This window comes from Micromonospora sp. SCSIO 07396, from assembly GCF_053667945.1.
This window is the reverse complement of record NZ_CM132210.1, coordinates 2,706,042-2,723,102: the sequence shown is the minus strand read 5'-3', so window position 1 is coordinate 2,723,102 and position 17,061 is coordinate 2,706,042. Positions and strand designations below refer to the sequence as shown.

16 protein-coding genes are annotated in these 17,061 nt (G+C 75.3%); 10 read left to right on the top strand and 6 right to left on the bottom strand.

Annotated elements, in window-relative coordinates; translation table 11 throughout:
- Positions 1–5: 5 nt before the first annotated feature.
- Positions 6–1,184, bottom strand: a complete 1,179-nt coding sequence (locus ACWCHM_RS11595) for a lycopene cyclase family protein (protein ID WP_454222413.1) — start codon at positions 1,182–1,184, stop codon at positions 6–8.
- A 145-nt stretch (positions 1,185–1,329) separates the two neighbouring features.
- On the opposite strand from ACWCHM_RS11595, the gene ACWCHM_RS11590 reads away from it, so the two are divergent.
- From ACWCHM_RS11590 to ACWCHM_RS11565, 6 genes are all read left to right on the top strand, one after another.
- Positions 1,330–2,427, top strand: a complete 1,098-nt coding sequence (locus ACWCHM_RS11590) for a serpin family protein (RefSeq protein WP_454222412.1) — start codon at positions 1,330–1,332, stop codon at positions 2,425–2,427.
- 73 nt (positions 2,428–2,500) lie between these two features.
- A complete protein-coding gene (locus tag ACWCHM_RS11585; protein WP_454222411.1) occupies positions 2,501–3,571 on the top strand; it encodes a Gfo/Idh/MocA family oxidoreductase in 1,071 nt (356 codons plus the stop codon).
- A 73-nt stretch (positions 3,572–3,644) separates the two neighbouring features.
- Positions 3,645–4,505: a class I SAM-dependent methyltransferase gene (locus tag ACWCHM_RS11580; RefSeq protein WP_454222410.1), complete on the top strand. Its 861-nt coding sequence runs from the start codon at positions 3,645–3,647 to the stop codon at positions 4,503–4,505.
- A 294-nt stretch (positions 4,506–4,799) separates the two neighbouring features.
- Positions 4,800–5,291, top strand: a complete 492-nt coding sequence (locus ACWCHM_RS11575) for a hypothetical protein (protein WP_204959737.1) — start codon at positions 4,800–4,802, stop codon at positions 5,289–5,291.
- Positions 5,292–5,401: 110 nt separating this feature from the next.
- Entirely contained in the window at positions 5,402–6,034 is a 633-nt protein-coding gene (locus tag ACWCHM_RS11570) for a class F sortase (protein ID WP_454222409.1), read from the top strand.
- Positions 6,035–6,105: 71 nt separating this feature from the next.
- Positions 6,106–7,215 carry a magnesium and cobalt transport protein CorA gene (locus tag ACWCHM_RS11565; RefSeq protein ID WP_454222408.1) on the top strand — a complete coding sequence of 370 codons (1,110 nt, stop codon included), beginning with the start codon at positions 6,106–6,108 and terminating at the stop codon, positions 7,213–7,215.
- Positions 7,216–7,228: 13 nt separating this feature from the next.
- On the opposite strand, the gene ACWCHM_RS11560 is transcribed toward ACWCHM_RS11565, so the two are convergent.
- A complete protein-coding gene (locus tag ACWCHM_RS11560; protein WP_454222407.1) occupies positions 7,229–8,233 on the bottom strand; it encodes a phosphotransferase family protein in 1,005 nt (334 codons plus the stop codon).
- 510 nt (positions 8,234–8,743) lie between these two features.
- Between ACWCHM_RS11560 and ACWCHM_RS11555 the strand changes: the two genes are divergently transcribed.
- Together ACWCHM_RS11555 and ACWCHM_RS11550 are read left to right on the top strand one after the other, a co-directional pair.
- Positions 8,744–9,394 (top strand): C39 family peptidase, encoded by a 651-nt coding sequence (locus ACWCHM_RS11555; protein ID WP_454222406.1) that lies wholly within the window; start codon positions 8,744–8,746, stop codon positions 9,392–9,394.
- A 63-nt stretch (positions 9,395–9,457) separates the two neighbouring features.
- A complete protein-coding gene (locus ACWCHM_RS11550; RefSeq protein ID WP_454222404.1) occupies positions 9,458–9,853 on the top strand; it encodes a YchJ family protein in 396 nt (131 codons plus the stop codon).
- Between the two features lie 42 nt (positions 9,854–9,895).
- Here ACWCHM_RS11550 and ACWCHM_RS11545 read toward each other — a convergent pair whose 3' ends face one another.
- From ACWCHM_RS11545 to ACWCHM_RS11530, 4 genes are all read right to left on the bottom strand, one after another.
- Positions 9,896–11,131: an MFS transporter gene (locus ACWCHM_RS11545; RefSeq protein ID WP_454222403.1), complete on the bottom strand. Its 1,236-nt coding sequence runs from the start codon at positions 11,129–11,131 to the stop codon at positions 9,896–9,898.
- A gap of 202 nt (positions 11,132–11,333) precedes the next feature.
- The gene (locus ACWCHM_RS11540) at positions 11,334–12,320 is read right to left on the bottom strand and encodes a membrane protein (RefSeq protein WP_454222402.1); all 987 of its coding nucleotides are present in this window, start codon (positions 12,318–12,320) and stop codon (positions 11,334–11,336) included.
- Between the two features lie 105 nt (positions 12,321–12,425).
- A complete protein-coding gene (locus ACWCHM_RS11535) occupies positions 12,426–14,042 on the bottom strand; it encodes a serine/threonine-protein kinase (RefSeq protein ID WP_454222401.1) in 1,617 nt (538 codons plus the stop codon).
- Between the two features lie 30 nt (positions 14,043–14,072).
- The gene (locus ACWCHM_RS11530) at positions 14,073–14,711 is read right to left on the bottom strand and encodes a MarR family winged helix-turn-helix transcriptional regulator (protein ID WP_454222400.1); all 639 of its coding nucleotides are present in this window, start codon (positions 14,709–14,711) and stop codon (positions 14,073–14,075) included.
- Between the two features lie 48 nt (positions 14,712–14,759).
- On the opposite strand from ACWCHM_RS11530, the gene pip reads away from it, so the two are divergent.
- On the top strand, positions 14,760–15,713 hold the full coding sequence (gene pip / locus ACWCHM_RS11525) for a prolyl aminopeptidase (RefSeq protein WP_454222399.1): 954 nt from the start codon (positions 14,760–14,762) through the stop codon (positions 15,711–15,713).
- Positions 15,714–15,911: 198 nt separating this feature from the next.
- Entirely contained in the window at positions 15,912–17,045 is a 1,134-nt protein-coding gene (locus tag ACWCHM_RS11520; protein ID WP_204959727.1) for a peptidoglycan recognition protein family protein, read from the top strand.
- Positions 17,046–17,061 lie beyond the last annotated feature (16 nt).

Sequence of the window (17,061 nt, the reverse complement as noted above, 5' to 3'; positions counted from 1 at the left end):
CCGGCTCAGCGCTGGGTCAGCCGGGCGCGCAGCCGGCCCACCGCGTCACCGACCACCGCCGAGGTCATCGGCAGCAGCGGACTCGACCGCATCAGGGCCACGTCCTCCGCCGGGCTCGTCGCACCGTCGAGGAACCGCAGCACCCGCGACGCCGGGTTCCGGTCGAAGAGCCGGTCGAAGAACTCCGGCCCGCCCACCGCCCCGGAGTCCCACGCCCGCAACGCCACCGCGTCCATCCACCGGTGCCGCCCCGGGTACGCCGGCCGGGGCACCGGCGGCCGGCCGGCGGCGAGCGCCGCGGCGATCTGCCCCGCCTGCCGGTGCATCGCCGAGAAGGTGAACCCGGTCGACGGGCGGGTCGCCCCACCGGCGGTGCCCAGGCGCACCACCCGGGGCGACGGGCGGCCGTCGAACGGCGCGTCGGTCATCGGGATCACCCCGTCCTCCACCTCCCGCACCGTCAACGCCGCCAGGTCCAGCCCGAGCAGCCCCGCGTAGCCGCGCAGGCCCGCGTCGTAGCCCGCGTCGGTGAGCACCGCCGGGGAGAACTCGGTGTACTCGACAAGCGCGTACCGGTCACTGACCGGCAGCACGTAACCGAACGACACCCCCCGGGCCGGCTGCGGGGTACGGAAGTCCATCAGCACCGCCCGCCCCGGATCGAACACCGGCGTCGACGACTCCAACCACCAGCCCCGGAAGTGCTGCAACCAGGCCGTCCGGCCGGGCCGGCGGGGCGGACGCGGACGCGAATCGAGCACCCAACCGGCCCGCAGCACCGCCCGCCCGTCGGTGTCGCGCACCGTCACCGCCGTGCCGTCGTCGTCGAGCGCCCCCACCGCCACGTCGTGGCGGGTCGCACCGAGCCGCCGCTCCGCCTCGGCAGCCCGCTCGTAGAGCGGCGCGGACCGCAGCATCGCGTACCGCAGCGGGGTCAGCTCCAGCACCCGGGTCGCCGCCGCGGTGGTCACCTCCACCCGCGACCAGCTGGCGCTGAGCATCGGCTCCAGATCACCGCCGGGGATGCCCCAGAACGCCCAGGTGCGGTCCTGGCCGTGCTTGCGTACCGGGTCCACCACGGCGACCCGCAGCCCCGGCAGTTCGTGCCGGGCCAGCGCGGCGAGCACCAGCGAACCGGCCCCGCCACCACCGACGACGGCCAGGTCGACCTCGCGCACACCCACCAGGTCACGCTGTCACACCCCGGCCGGGCCGCAGGCACGGACCCCACCCACCACGCGCCACCCGCATCCCGGCCCGCGACCGCCCCACCGTGCCGCCGACCGTGCACCGTGGCGCCGGAGCGGCGGCCGGGTAGCGTCCCGCCCCATGACCCCGTCCGCCAACACCCTCACCGCCCGCTGGGCGGCCCACCTGGACGACCGGCAGACCGTCCTGTCCGGCGTCGGGGTGTACCCGCTGCTCGCCCTGCTCGCCCGGTTCGCCACCGGCCCGGCCCGCACCGAACTGCACGCCGTCGCCCCCACCCCGGCCACCCCGGTCGACTCCCCCACCACCCGCCTCGCGGCCGGCTTCTGGTCCCGCGCCGGGCTGCCCCTGGGCCGCCGCTGGCTGACCGAGGTGGACGCCGCGACCCGGGGCGAGCTGACCGGCGACCCGACCGTCGACCAGCCGCGACTCGACCGGTGGGCGCACGACCACACCGACGGCCTGATCACCCGGATGCCCGTCCCGGTGGGGCCCGGCACCGCGCTGGTGCTGGCCACCGCGCTGAGCGTGCTCGTCGACTGGGCCACCCCGTTCCACCCCGTCCCCTACCGGCCGGCGACCGGGCCGTGGCAGGGCCGCACCCTGGCCGGGCTGCACCGGGGCGGCGGCGACCCGGCGGCGCTGCGGGTCGCCGACACCACCGTCGGCCCGGTCAGCCTGCTCACCGTCGCCGGGGACGCCGACGTCGACGTGCTGCTCGCCCTCGGCCCGGACGGGCAACCCGCCGCCCGGGTCCTCCCCGCCGCGATCGGGGCGCTCGACCACCCGGCGACCCTGCCCGCACCGGCCGGACCCGGCGTCACCGAAGACACCGTCGACGGACACGACGACCGGCCGGAGCTGCTGGTACGTACCGTCGGATTCACCGTGACCGGCGAACACGACCTGCTCGACCACGCCGACCTGTTCGGCCTCGCCACCGCCGCCCGCGACGGCGACCACTTCCCCGACATCAGCCCCCGACTGTCGGTCTCCGCCGCCCGGCAGAGCGCCCGCGCCGAGTTCACCGCCACCGGCCTACGGGCCGCCGCCGTCACCGCCCTGGCCATGCGGGCCGGCGGCGCGGCCCCCCGCGCCACCGTCCGACGGCGACGGGTACGCCTCGACGTCGACCGGCCGTTCGGCTTCCTCGCCGTGCACCGCCCCACCGGCCTGGTGCTGGTCGCCGGCTGGGTGACCGACCCGACGCCGGCCTGACACCGGCCCCGCACCCACCGGCGCGTAGGTTCGGTGGGACCGGACGACCGGCGGCGACGATCGGGGAACCAGCATGACGGACCGCACGCGGCACCCCCTGCGGGTCGGGCTGCTCGGCTACGGCGTCGCCGGCCGGGTGTTCCACGCCCCGCTGATCGCCACCACCGGCGGGCTGCAGCTGGCCGCCGTCGTCACCGCCGACCCGCAGCGCCGGCAGCAGGTCGCCGACGAGCACCCCGACGCCCGGGTCGTCGACGACGCCGGGGCGTTGTGGGCCGACCCGGACACCCTCGACCTGGTGGTGGTGGCCACCCCGAACAGCTCCCACGTCACCCACGCCCGGGCGGCGCTCGCCGCCGGGCTGCCCGTGGTGGTGGACAAGCCGCTCGCCGCCACCGCCGCCGACGCCCGCGCCCTGGTCGACGAGGCGGACCGCCGGGGCGTGCCGCTGACCGTGTTCCAGAACCGCCGGTGGGACGGCGACTTCCGCACCGTACGACGGCTGGTCGAGGACGGCGCGCTGGGCCGGGTGACCCGGTTCGAGTCCCGGTTCGAACGCTGGCGGCCGCAGATCCGGGCCGGCTGGCGGGAGGGCGGCAGCCCCGCCGACGCCGGCGGGGTCCTCTACGACCTCGGCGCGCACCTCGTCGACCAGGCCGTGCAGCTGTTCGGCCCGGTCGACACCGTCTACGCCGAGGTGGACCGGCGTCGCCCCGGCGCGCAGGTCGACGACGACGCGTTCGTGGCGCTCACCCACGTCGGCGGGGTCCGCTCCCACCTGTGGATGAGCGCGGTCACCGCCCAGCTCGGCCCCCGGCTGCGGGTGCTCGGCGACCGGGCCGGATACACCTGCCACGGCCTCGACGGGCAGGAGGACGCGCTGCGTCGCGGCGGCCGGCCCGACACCCCGGGCTGGGGCGAGGTCACCCCCGACCGGTACGGCCTGCTCGGCGCGGGCGACGACCTCCGCCCGGTGCCCACCGAACCGGGCCGCTACCAGGACTTCTACGCCCAGGTCGCGACGGCGTTACGCGGCGACGGACCACTGCCGGTGGACCCCCGGGACGCGGTACGCACGGTGGAACTGATCGAGCTGGCACACCGCAGCGCCGCCGAGCGGACCGTGCTGCCCGTCCCCGCCTGACCAGGGCCCGACGGCACGGCGGGAACCACGAATTGCCGTTGAGCGCTGCCGCGTCGTCTGCCACCGTCAGCCGGTGACCGACGACGACGAACCGGGCCGGCAGACGCCCGGCACCGACTACCGCACCCTCAACCGGGCCAGTTGGGACGACCGCGCCGCCGCCCACGCCGCCTCCCCGGACTACGCCGTGGACCGGTTCGCCGCCGACCCGGCCCACCTCAGCGAGGTGGTCCGGTTCGACCTGCCCCGCCTCGGTGACGTGGCCGGGCTGCGCGGCGTGCACCTGCAGTGCCACATCGGCACCGACACCGTGTCGCTGCACCGGCTCGGCGCGCGGATGACCGGCCTGGACTTCTCCGGCGCGTCCCTGGCTGAGGCCCGGTCGCTGGCCGGGCGCACCGGCGCGGCCGTCGACTTCGTCCAGGCCGACGTGTACGACGCGCCCGACGTGCTCGGCGTCGGCGGCTTCGACCTGGTCTACACCGGGGTCGGCGCGTTGTGCTGGCTGCCGGACATCCGCCGCTGGGCGGGCGTGGTCGCCGCCCTGCTGCGTCCGGGCGGGCGGCTGTTCCTGCGCGAGGGGCACCCGATGCTGTGGGCCCTGGACGAGACCCGCCCGGACGGCGTGCTGGCGGTCGAGCACCCGTACTTCGAGCGTGCCGAACCGTTGGTGTGGGACGAGGGCGGCACCTACGTGCGCACCGAGGCCACCTTCACCCACAACACCACCCACGAGTGGAACCACGGGCTCGGCGAGGTGGTCACTGCCCTGCTCGACGCCGGGTTGGAGCTGACCATGCTGCACGAGCACGACAGCGCTCCCCGGGACGCGCTGCCGGGGCGGCAGACCCGCGACGAGCACGGCGAGTGGCGGCTGACCGAACGCCCGTGGCGGCTCCCCCAGACGTACACCCTCCAGGCCCGCCGCCGCTGATCCCGGCGTACAGGTCGGCGGGTTCGTCGACTTGTACGCGTGGCGTGCTGGTCACTACCCCTAAGGCATCCTAGGAGGCTGGGTTGTGAGGTGGGCGCGACTGTCCGCGGTGTCCCGGCAATTCCGCCGCTCTCCGGCGGACGGGAAAACACGTGACGGCAACGAAGATTTCTCATTTACCCCGGTAGGAGGGCCCATCCCTCCTAGTGTTGGGCACACCGGTGCTAGTTACGGAGTTGGCCACCCGAACGACGTCCCACGCAGACAGCGGACGAAAAGTGAGGGAAGACGCGTATGAAGGCACAGAAGGTTCTCGTATCCACGGCGCTCGGCGTGGGCCTCGGCACGCTCCTGCTCCCGACCGCCGCACTCGCGGACACCACGGTGTCGCCGGCCACCACGCCGGTCGGCGGGACGGTCGTGCTCACCGCGGCGACCTGTAACCCGAAGTCCGGTGACGTGATCTTCCACGTCACCGGCCCGGACCGGGACCAGAACGTCCGCTCCACCACCGCCGCAGCCGGCGGTGGGCTGAGCGCCGAACTCTTCACCGCCGGGTTCACCCTCGGCACCTACACCGTGGCCGCCACCTGCGGCGACGGCAGCTCCGCCGGCAGCGCCACCTTCACCGTCACGCCGATCGGCGCGGCACCCGCCGGGGCCGGCGGCGGCACCGGCAACACCGGTCTGCTGGCCGCCGGAGGAGCCCTCGCCGGGGCCGCCGCGCTCGGCACCACCGTGCTGCTGCGCCGCCGACGCCGGGCGGCGGCGGGCACCGCCGCCTGACCACACCACAGGCGTCGGTCGACGACGCGCCACACCATCCCTGGGGACGGGTGCCCGCACCGAACCGGTACGGGCACCCCGACCACATCGGACGTCGGGGAGGACGGGCGATGGGCGTACGCGAGTGGGCGGGCCGGACCCGCGCCGCCGTCACCGCGGTCACCCTCAGCGGCACCGCCGGGATCGCGCTGATCGCCGCCGGGCTGACCCTCGGACCGGTCGGACCACCCCAGCCGAGCATCGACGTCAGCGGCGGCAACACCAGCCGCTCCCCGGTCCCGGCCCTGCCCCGCTCCACCCCGGTCCGCATCGACATCCCCGCCATCGGCGTACACGCCGACCTGGTGTCGGTGGCCGGCGACCCGAACGGCACCCTCGAGGTGCCGCCGCTGGACCGGCCCACCGTCGCCGGCTGGTACCGGCCCGGGGCCAGCCCCGGCGAGGCGGGCAACGCCGTCGTCGTCGGGCACGTCGACACCCGCGACGGGCCGGCGGTCTTCTTCGACCTCGGGCGGCTGCGCCCCGGGGACGCCGTCCGGATCACCCGCGCCGACGGGCGGGTGGTGCGCTTCGCGGTCGACGGCGTCGGGGCGTACCCGAAGCGGAACTTCCCCACCGCGCTGGTCTACGGGCCGGGCGGACCGGGACCGACGCTGCGCCTGGTCACCTGTGGCGGGCGGTTCGACGAACGGTCCCGCGACTACTCCGACAACGTCGTCGTGCGGGCCACCGCCGTCGGCTGACCCGCCCCGCCCGGTGTCGCGCCGACCCACTACGGTGGGCCGGCGGACGGGCGGCGAGGCGGAGGTACCCGGTGGAGCGGCGAGCGCTGACGACCCTGTTCGGGCCCCGGCTCGGCACCCTGGTCGGCCGGCTGCGCCGACGCCCCGGGGACACCCCCGGCAGGCCGGCCCGCCGGTCCAACCCGGACGCCGTGGTCGACTGCGCGGTCTACGTCAACGGCCGCCGGGAGGCCGGCCGGCCGCACTACGCCGACGCGTACGCCCGCACCCGGCGCAGCCGCAACGCCTTCGTCTGGCTGGGCCTGCACGACCCGGGCGCGGCGGTGCTCGCCGCCGTCGGGCAGGTCTTCGGCCTCGACGAGCTGACCGTGGCGCAGGCGCTGGCCGACGGGCACCGCCCCACCGTGCAGCGGCACGGCCCGGTCACCCTGCTGGTGCTGCGCACCGCCGCCTACGTCGCCCAGGGTGAGCTGACCGCGACCTCCGACGTGGTGGACACCGGCGACGTGATGGTGCTGCTGGGCGACCGGTTCGTAGTCACCGTCCGGCACGGCGCGTCAGGTGCCCTCGCGCCGGTCCGCCGCGCGATCGAGGGCCGCCCGTCGCTGCTCGCCGAGGGCCCGTGGGCGGTGGCGTACGCGGTGACCGCCCGGATGGTCGACCTCTACCTGGAGGTCGCCGCCCACCTCGAACGGGACCTGGAACGCGTCGAGGAGAGCGTCTTCGCCCCCGACCACGCCGCCGACATCCAGCAGATCTACCAGCTCAAACGGGAACTGGTCGAGTTCAAGCGGGCGGTCCTGCCGCTCCAGGAGCCGCTGCGTGCCCTGGTCACCGGGCCCGACGGCGGCCTACCGACGGGGCTGCGCCGCTGGTACGTCGACGTGGAGGGCCGGCTCACCCGGGCGGTCGACCGGATCACCACCTACGACGAGCTGCTCAACTCGCTCCTACAGTCCCGGCTGGCCCAGCTCGCCGTCGACCAGAACAACGACATGCGCAAGATCGCGGCGTGGGCGGCGATCGCCGCCACCCAGACCGCGGTCGCCGGGGTCTACGGGATGAACTTCGCCCGGATGCCCGAACTGTCCTGGCGGTACGGCTACCCGGCCGCGCTGGCGTTGATGGCGACCGCGGCGTTCACCCTGCACCGGCTGTTCCGCCGCTCCGGCTGGCTCTGACCCGCCGTCCCGGTCAGGGCCCGTCCAGGGCGGACAGTTCCTCGTCGAGCAGCCGCGCCAGGATCCGGAACCGGTCGGGTTCGGTGTCGGCGGTGATGCCCCGGCTGGGCGCCTCCACCGTCATCAGCAGGTAGAGGTAGAGCCGGTAGAGGCCGAGCCGGCGGCGTACCCCCGGCTCGGCCAGCGCCACCCGCGCCCCGGCCGTGCGGTAGCCGCGCAGGAACGGGTCGTCGGGGGTGTCCTCGGCGCGGCGGAACAGCAGCGGCGACACCAGGTCCAGCAGCGGATCGCCGTACAGGAAACGCTCGCCGTCGACCAGCCCGCCGAGCCGGTGCCCGCCGTCCGGGCCCGGCACCGCCAGGACGTTGCCCGCCCAGCCGTCGAAGTGCAGCAGCGCCGGACGGCGCACCACGTCCAGCACCCCGGCGTGCCGGGCGACCAGGGCCCGCAGCCGGTCGGCCGGCAGCGGCAGCGGCACCGCCCAGTCCGCCGCGTCGGCGAGCAGGTCGTCCAGCATCGCCGTGTACGCCGACCGCCAGGTCGGGCCGGCGGCCCGACCGCCGTCGTAGCCGTACCGGTCGCCGGTCACCCGGTGCAGGGCGGCGAACGCCGTGCCCAACCCCGTCCAGACCTCGTCGACCGGCACGCCGTCGGCGACGAGGGTGTACAGCATCCGCCCGGGGAGGTGGCCGGTGAGCAGCCAGTCCCCGAGGGTCGGGTCACTGCCGTGGTGCAGCAGCGGTGGCACGGGCACCGTCGGCGCGTGCGCCGCCACCAGCCGCAGGTAGCGTGCCTCGGCGGCGATCAGATCGTGTTCGTAGCGCAACAGCGGCACCGACGGCGGTGGTCCCACCTTGAGCACCACGGCACGCCCGTCGTCGAGCCGGACCCACCAGACGGCGGCGAACCCGCCGCCGCTGAGCGGACCGCAGCCGGTGACCCGGACGGCGGGCCCGAGGGAGGCCGCGACGTACCGGCGGACCTGGTCGGGGTCGAGAAGGCGTTGGGTGGGGCTCACCGGTGCCACCGGCCGTCCCGCTGTGCGACGTCCATGACCGCCCAGGCTAGCGATGGACCGCCGCCGCCTTCGGGGCGAGGACGGACGTTCGTCCCGGGCACTCACCGTGCGCGCGGAATGTCGGGTTTACGGCCGGTCGCCACCGTCCGCCGGCGCGGCCCGCCGCCCGGTACGGGGCGACGTCGCCGTCGGTGTCCGGTGGGCGGGCCGGCCGGGCGCCCGGTCACCACCGACATGTCGCCGCCGGGACCGGTGTCGCGTGGCCGGGGCCACCCCCACGGCGGAATCGTCGCCAGGGCCGGGGCGTTGTACCTGGCATACCACCGCCGCTCCCCGTGGGGAGCAGGCCCCGGAACACCGACCACGGAATGCGGTCGCCACCGGGTTGGTTACACCTCCCCCGGACGCCCGAGCAGGTCCCCCCGACCGCCGCGCGCTTCCCTTCTGACTTCCGCGACGCCCTCTCCCCCGAGCGTGTCCACCGCACCCCCGACGCAGAGGAGCATCCCCATGCGTACCGACATCCTGCGCAAGACCGCCCTGACCGTCGCCGGCCTGGCCGCCACCGCCGGTGGCGTCGCCGGCCCCGCGATCGCCGCCCACGCCGCCGGGACCGACCGTCCCGCCGCCCTCCAGGCCGACCGCCGGCCGGCCGGCGAGCGCGAGCTGAAGGTCGACTACGAGGCGCAGCCGAACTTCTACTACTGCGGCCCGGCCGCCGCCCGCAACGCGCTGAGCGTCCAGGGCAAGAACATCGACGTGGACACCATGGCCAAGCACATGGGCACCACCGAGGACGGCACCGACAGCATCAACGACATCACCCCGGTGCTCAACCGGGAGACCGGCCGCGACGCGTACCACAGCACCGAGATCCGCAGCAGCAAGGCCGACGACAAGCAGACCGACAGGCTGCGCGCCGACATCGTCCGCGCCGTCGACGACGGCCGCGCCGTGGTCGCCAACATCGCCGGCACCGCCACCGACACCGACGGCAACACCCACTCCTTCGAGGGCGGCCACTACATCAGCGTCACCGGCTACCACGACGGCGGGCGGACCGTCACCATCGCCGACTCCGCCAACCCGGACACCGCCTCCTACCGCATCGACGTCGACGACCTCGGCGACTGGATCGCCAGCCGCGGCTACGCCTCCTGACCGCCGTACCCGCACGGGCCGACCCCGGGTCGGCCCGTGCGACGGTTACGGCAGGATGGGCGGGTGGCGAAACACGCATCGCAACGGCCCTGCCCCTGCGGCACCGGCCTGCCGTACGACGAATGCTGCGGGCCGCTGCACGCCGGCGAGGGCACGGCCCCCACGGCGCAGGCGTTGATGCGCTCCCGGTTCAGCGCCTTCGTCGTCGGTGATGCCGACTACCTGCTGCGCAGCTGGCACTCCACGACCCGGCCACGCCGGCTGCACCTCGATCCGGGCACCCGGTGGACCCGGCTGGAGATCGTCGACAGCACGCGCGGCGGCCTGCTGGACACCACGGGCACGGTGACGTTCCGCGCCCACTACCGCGAGGCAGGGCAGCCGGGCACGATGACGGAGCACAGCCGGTTCGTCCGCGAGGACGGCACCTGGGTCTACCTCGACGCGCTACCGGACTGATCGCGACACCGCCGCCGGCGCCCGCTCCCGGCCGGGGGCGGTTCACCGCGTCACCGGCGTCGTCGGCCGCTCCCCGGCCCGGCCCGACACCGCCAAACCCCCGGCCACCAACAGGTACGGCACGGCCGCCGCGACGAACGCCACCGGGTGCCCGCCGCTCGCAGCGACCAGCGCGTACCCGGCGTAGACCACGACCATGGCCAGGTCGGTGCCCATGCCCGCGACCGAGGTGACGGTGGCCCGTCCCGGACCGGTGATCCGGTGCTGGAGGCGGGCGTCGGCGAGCACGGTGGCCAGTTGCAGCGCGCAGAACGCCACCCCGAGCAGCAGGAAGCCCCCCGGATGCCGGACGGCGGCCCCGGCGGCCAGGGCGACGGCAGCCAGCGCGAGCAGCGCCGCGTAGCCGCGGTCGGTCAGGCGTTGCGCCGCCGGGGCGAGCAGGCCGCCGACGGTCATCCCGATCCAGACCGGCAGGAGCAGCAGCGGCACCGTGGACGCCGCGACGCCGGTGTCGCGGGCCAGCAGCGGGGTGTACTCGTCGAGGGTGCCTCCGACCGCCGTCACCACCGGGACGAGTAGCACGGCCGCCCGTACCCGTCGGTCGGCGCGGGTCTCGATGAGGCCGGCGCGCAGGCTCGCCCACCAGCCCGGCCCGACCTCGTCGCACGACACGGCGGACGGTGGCGGGGCGGGTCGGTGTCGCGGGAAGCGGGTGGCGACGGCCGCGGCGAGGACGGCGGACAGCACGCTCGCCGCACCGACGGCCCGGTACCCGCCAGCGGTGAGGACCGGGCCGGCCAGGCCCAGCGAGGCGAGCACCCCGAGCATGCCGGCGGTCCGGCCCCGACCCATCGTGCGGGCGTAGCGGGCTGCCGCGCCGAGCCTGTCGAGTTCGGTGTAGACCAACGCCTCCAGGGCGCCGGAGCCGAGCGCGCCGCCGGCTCCCCAGAGGACGAAACCGAGCGCGAACGCCCACCACGACCCGGCCAGCACCCACAGGGCGAAGCAGCCCCCGGTGAGCAGCGGCGCGAGGCAGAGCAGCAGACGTCGGGAGACCGCGTCGGCCCAGGCCCCGGAGGGGACCTCCAGCACGATCGCGGTCACCGACCAGATCACGAAGAGCGCGGAGATCTGCCCGACGGTGAGCCCGGTGTCGCTGAACAGCAGGACGTACACCGGGTAGAGCAGGACGAGATCGCTGAGGAACAGGTAGCCGTAGAGCGTGGCGGACAGCCTGCGGACACGGGTGTCGGGCACCCGCACGGAGAGAGAGTTCATCAGGGCCTTTCCCGGGACGTGACGGACGCGGAAGGTACGGCGTCCGTGGCGGTCCACGGTTTCGGCCCTCAGTGCCGGATCACCATCGCCAGGTCATGCGCCCGATGCTAGCCGGCTGTGGCCGGTGGCGCGGCCCCGGCGCGGTGTCCGCCCGGCGACGGGGCGACGCCTGGTCCGGCGTCCGCCCCGTCGCGTGGTGCGCTCACCGGTGGGAGGTGTCCGGGTCCAGCGGAGGGATGACCATGGTGGCCTCGCTGTCGGTGGCGGACCCGTCGGCCGGGCCGGCCTGGCGCGGCACGACCTGGGTCGCCTCGACGTCGTCGGGGCGGGTCACCACCTGGGTACGCTCGGCGTCGTCGTCACCCACCGTCGCCGCCGGGACGGGGCTGGTGGGGACCGGTGCGGCCGGGGCAGCCGGTGCGGCGGCGGTGGGCACCGGCTGGGTGCGTTCGGCCTCCGCGTACGGGTCCAGCCGGGCCTCGACGTCACGCCGGCCGGCCTGGTAGGCGCGGGCGTGGCTGGCGATGGTGCGCGACTCCTGCTCGGCACGGGTCAGCCAGGACTCCCAGCGGGCCTGCATCGGGCGGATCAGTCCACCGCCGACCCCGACGACGAGGATGCCGCCGACGGTGGCGAGCACGGCGACCAGCACCGGCGTGGTGACCGCGGTGGCCACGCCGATCTGGTTGAGTGCGGCGATCACGCCCAGGCCGAGGATGAACACCGAGGCGATGTTGGCCAGCACCCGGCCGTAGGACAGGCCGCCGAGCGCGCTGCTGATGATGTCCTTGACCGCGTTGGCGATCGCGGCGGCGACGACCACGATGACGATCGCGACGAACGCCCGGGGCAGCCAGGCGATCACCCCGGCGATGAGGTCGGAGATCGGGTTGGGACCCCAGATACCGAAGGCGAGTTGGAGGGTCACCAGCAGCACCCCGTAGTAGGCGAGCTTGGCGACGATGTCGCTGGCGTCGTAGCGGGAACGGGCCAGCGCCGTCTTGATCCCGCCCCGTTCGACGGCCCGGTCGAAGTGCACCCGCTCCAGCACCTTGTCGACGATCCTGCGGACGGCCTTGGCGATCAGCCAGCCGGCCACCAGGATCGCCACGAAGGCGACCGCCTTGGGCAGGAAGAGCATCACCGCCCGCAGGGCGTCGCCCACCGCATCGCTGAACTTGTCTGTCATCCGTGGTCCTCCACCGTCAGCTCGGTCGGCCCCCGAAGCTACCCCCGACCCGGTCGACGGAAACCCGGCGGTCCGGCCGGGCATCCCGGCGCGGGGCCGTCCCGGTCAGCTCGACGTGCAGGCGGGCAGCAGCGACACCACCACCGCGCCGGTGGGCGCCGAGGCGTTGCCGGCGTCGTCGACGGCGACGACCTGGACCGGGATCCGGGTCAGCGCCGGGGGCGTCGGCAGGTCACCGAGGGTGCCCTGGAAGACGTCAGGCGCGGTCTGATCCATGCCGACGGTCCGGGTGACACCGTCGAGGGTGTACCGGAAGACCACCCGCAGCAGGTCGCCGGCGGCCCGGTCGTCGACCACCGTCGCGGTGACCGTGGTCGCGGTGACCGCGTCGGGGCAGCCCTGCGGCGCCACGGTGATCGGGCTGACGTCGGGTGTGGACACCGTCGGCGGCGACACGTCCGGCGGCAGGAGCGGAACGTTCGGCGTCGTCGGCGGCGCAGGGCTGGGGGTGCGTACCCGGGTGGTGGTCGCGGCGGCGGACCGGGTCGGGGCGGTGCTGGGCGACGCGCCGGTGGTGCTCGCCGCCGGGGTGGGGGTGGGTCTCGGCTCGGCGGGCACGACGGTGATGGCCGGCGCGGCGGCCAGCGGCGCGGGGCTGCGGGTGGCGGCGGCGGTCGCTCCCGGCCCGGCGGTGCCGTCGGCGAGGGTGAGCGGACCAGACCGGCCGGCGGCGACGCCCAGCGCGACGACACCGACCAGCAGGGTGGCGGTCAGGCCCACCCCGACCAGGACGCTACGCGGGCCGCCGCGCCGGGTCGGGTCCGGCCCCGCGTCGGGGGCGTCGACCGGGTCACCGGCTCCGGGGCCCCCGTCGGGTAGCGGGAGGGACGCGGCGAGCAGCGCGACCCGCTGGGCGAGCTGACGCCGGCCACGCTCCTCCCACTCCCCGCCGTACGAGCGGGCGGCGGTGTGTTCCAGCTCGGCGAGGAAGATCTCGGCGGGCTGGGTACGGTCGGCGGGGCACCAGGCCAGCCCGTGCCGCAGCAGGTCGTGCACGGGTGCCGGGGTCGGGACGTCCGGGATCGGCGCGGCGCTGTGCTGGGCGCGCAGGGTGGCCTGGTCCCGCCCGTCGTAGGGGGGTCGCCCGGTGAGGCACTCGACGAACGTGGCGGTCGCGGCGTAGATGTCGCCGGCCGGCTCGGCCGGGGCCCCGGTCCACTGTTCGGGGGCCAGCCGGCGGCCGATGCCGGTGGGCAGGACGATGGCGAGGTCGGTGAGCTTGCACCGCCCGTCCGGGGTGACCAGGACGTTCTCCGGCCGGTGGTCGCCGTGCACCACGCCCCGGGCGTGCGCGGCGGCGAGGCCGGCGAGCGAGCCCTTGAGGACGCAGAGCGCGGCCTCCGGCGGGACCGGGCCGTGCGCGCGCAGCAGGTGGCGCAGCGTCACCCCGTTGACCAGCTCGGCGACGATCGCGGCGGCGGAGTGCGACTCGGCGTACTCGAAGAGCCGGCAGACGTGCGGGTCGTCCACGTCGACCAGCAGCCGCGCCTGTTCCCGGAAGGCCAGCCGGAAGGCGGGGTCGTCGCCGAGGGACGGGGTGAGGTAGCGGATGGCGACCGGGGTGCCGGTGGCGTCGTGGGTGGCGAGCAGCACCCGCCCGGACGCGCCGGTGCCGAGCTGCCGTACCGGGGTGTAGCCGGACAACCGCCAGTCGCCGGTCACCCGCCGGCCTCTCCGGTCCGCCGGGACTGGTCACAGGTCAGGGCCACACTGATCATTCTTACCCGGGTCGAGCTGCGGTCCATCGGCGCAACGGTTGTTTCCGCGCGGCCGGACGTCCGGCTCCGGAGATTGGTTCCGGTCACCGGCCGGGGTCGCCGGCCGGTCGCCCGGGTCGTGGCCGGTCGGGCCGGCGAACTGCGGGGCGACGTCGGCGACGCGTTGCCGCATCGACCGTCGCCGCAGCGCGGCCAAGGCCTCGTCGACGAGGCGGCTCAGCGGGTAGGGCAGTTCCGCCTCGAACCGGCGGGCGGCGGCAGCGGTGGCGGCGTACTCGGCATGCAGGACGGGCAGCAGGTCCCGGGCCCGGTCGGTGGGGGTGACGACGCGGTGCCGGGCATCGACACCGGGGGCGAGGGTGACCAGCCCGTCGGCCGCCATCCGGGCGACGGTCTGGCTGGCCGCGGAGTGGGTCACCCCGGTCGCCTGGGCCAGGGTACGGATCGACGCCGGGCCGAGGCGGTCCAGCGCCATCAGCACCGGGGTGTAGCGGGGCCGGAAGCCGGGCAGCCCGAGGTCGGCGTAGAAGGCGGCGACGTCGCCGTCGAGCAGTTCCAGCAGGTGCCGCAGCCGGGTGCCGAGCAGTGCGGGGTCGGACGCGTCGTCGGGCATGCCGTAATGTAACAGTGCTGTTGTATATCGCCCCGGGGAGGCCCACCGATGGACGAGCGTTACCCGCCGATCGAGCCGTACGACCAGGGCATGCTCGACGTCGGCGACGGCAACGCGGTCTACTGGGAGGTCTGCGGCAACCCGGCCGGCCGGCCCGCGCTGGTCGTCCATGGTGGACCGGGCTCGGGCTGCGGCCCGTGGGCCCGGCGGTACTTCGACCCGGCCCGCTACCGGGTGGTCCTGTTCGACCAGCGCAACTGCGGGCGCAGCACCCCGCACGCCGCCGACCCGGCCACCGACCTGCGGCACAACACCACCGCGCACCTGGTCGCCGACATGGAGCGGCTGCGTGCGCACCTGGGCGTCGACAGGTGGCTGCTCCACGGCGGGTCGTGGGGCTCGACGCTGCTGCTGGCGTACGCGCAGCGGCACCCCCGGCGGGTGTCGGCGATCGTGATCGCGGCGGTCACCACCACCCGCCGGTCGGAGATCGACTGGCTCTACCGGGGCGTCGGGCGGTACTTCCCGCGCGAGTGGAAACGCTTCCTCGCCGGCGGCGGCGTCGGCCCGGACGACGACGTGGTCGGCGCGTACGCCCGGCTGCTGGCGGACCCGGACCCGGCGGTGCGCGAGCGTGCCGTGCTGGACTGGTGCGCCTGGGAGGACGCGGTGGTCTCCGCCGAGGGGGTGGGCAACCCGTACGGCGACCGCCCGTCGGCCGAGCGGACCGCGATGGTGCGGATCTGCGCGCACTACTTCTCGCAGGGGGCCTGGCTGGCCGAGGGTGAGCTGATCCGGCGGGCCGACCGGCTCGCCGGCATCCCGGGGGTGCTGATCCACGGCCGGGTCGACCTGGGCAGCCCGCTGGCCACCGCCTGGGAGCTGCACCGGGCCTGGCCGGATTCGCGCCTGCACGTGGTGGAGAGGGCGGGGCACTTCGGCACGGCGCAGACCCGGCGGCACCTGCTGGCCGCCCTGGACGGCTTCGCCGCCGCCGACTGAGCGGCCGACCCGGGACCGCCCCCGACGGCAGGAAATTCGGACAGTTCTGCCCGGCACGCCGCGACGATGGGCAGAATCGATCGATGACGCCCTCTAGCGCCGACCATCGAGGTGGCAATATCCTCCATCTCACGCGAAATTGCTGGAGCTAGTTTTCACGTCCGCGCCAGCGCCGTCGCCGGCCGCCGAGGAGATGCCATGTCCGTCGTACGCCCCGCTCTCGACCGTCGTACGCTGCTGCGGGCCGGCCTCGGCGCGGCCACCGTCGCGGTCGTCGGGTCCGACCTGGCCCTGCCCGACGCCGCCCGGGCCGCCGCCCCCGGCGCGGACCTGGACTGGATCATCGGCTGCGACGGGTGGGACGCCCGCCCGCCCGCCGACCCGCTGTCGGTCAGCACCATCCCCACCAACAAGATCATCGTGCACCACATGGCCTTCCCGAACGTCACCGACTACTCCCGCGAGCAGGCGGTCACCCTGGCCCACGACTGCCAGGACCTGCACATGGACGGCAACGGCTGGTCCGACACCGGCCAGCACTTCACCATCAGCCGGGGCGGGTACGTCCTGGAGGGACGGCACGGCAGCCTGGAGCGGCTGCGGGCCGGCGACCGGCAGATGGTCTCGGCGCACTGCCCCGGCGAGAACGGCCGGGCCATCGGCATCGAGAACGAGGGCACCTACGTCACCGACACCCCGCCGCAGGCGCTGCTCGACTCCCTGGTCCGGCTCTGCACCACCATCTGCCGGCAGTACGGCCTGCACGCCCACGACATCTTCGGCCACTGGGACTTCCGCGTCACCCAGTGCCCCGGCGCGCAGTTCTACCGCCTCTTTCCGGCAGTGCGCCGGGAGGTCTTCCGCCGGCTCGGCACCCGGCTGACCGACGTGCCGGCCCGCCGCTGGCCCGACCTGTGGCGCTTCGTCAACGCCCCCGGCGTCCAGGTCGCCCAGTACCTGCTCGCCCACCGGGGCTATCCGGTCACCCCGAGCGGCACGTTCGACGCCGCCACCGTCGCCGCGGTCGGCGACTGGCAGGCCCGCAACGGCATCCCGGTCGACGTCGACGCCACCCTGACCGCCCCCACCTGGGAGACCCTCGCGCCGGAACTGGACCGCGACGCCACCGGCCTGCCGGTGCAGGCGGTGCAGTTCATCCTGAACTGGAAGGGCTACGCCGAGGTCACCGTCACCGGCAGCTACGACCGGGCCACCCGCCGCGCCGTGCAGGACCTCCAGGCGCTGCACGGCCTGCCCCGCACCGGCCGGGTCTCCACCGACACCTGGTGCGCGCTGGTCGGCGGCATCGTGCGGCAGTCGCTGCGGCGCTGACCACCCGCCACGCGGC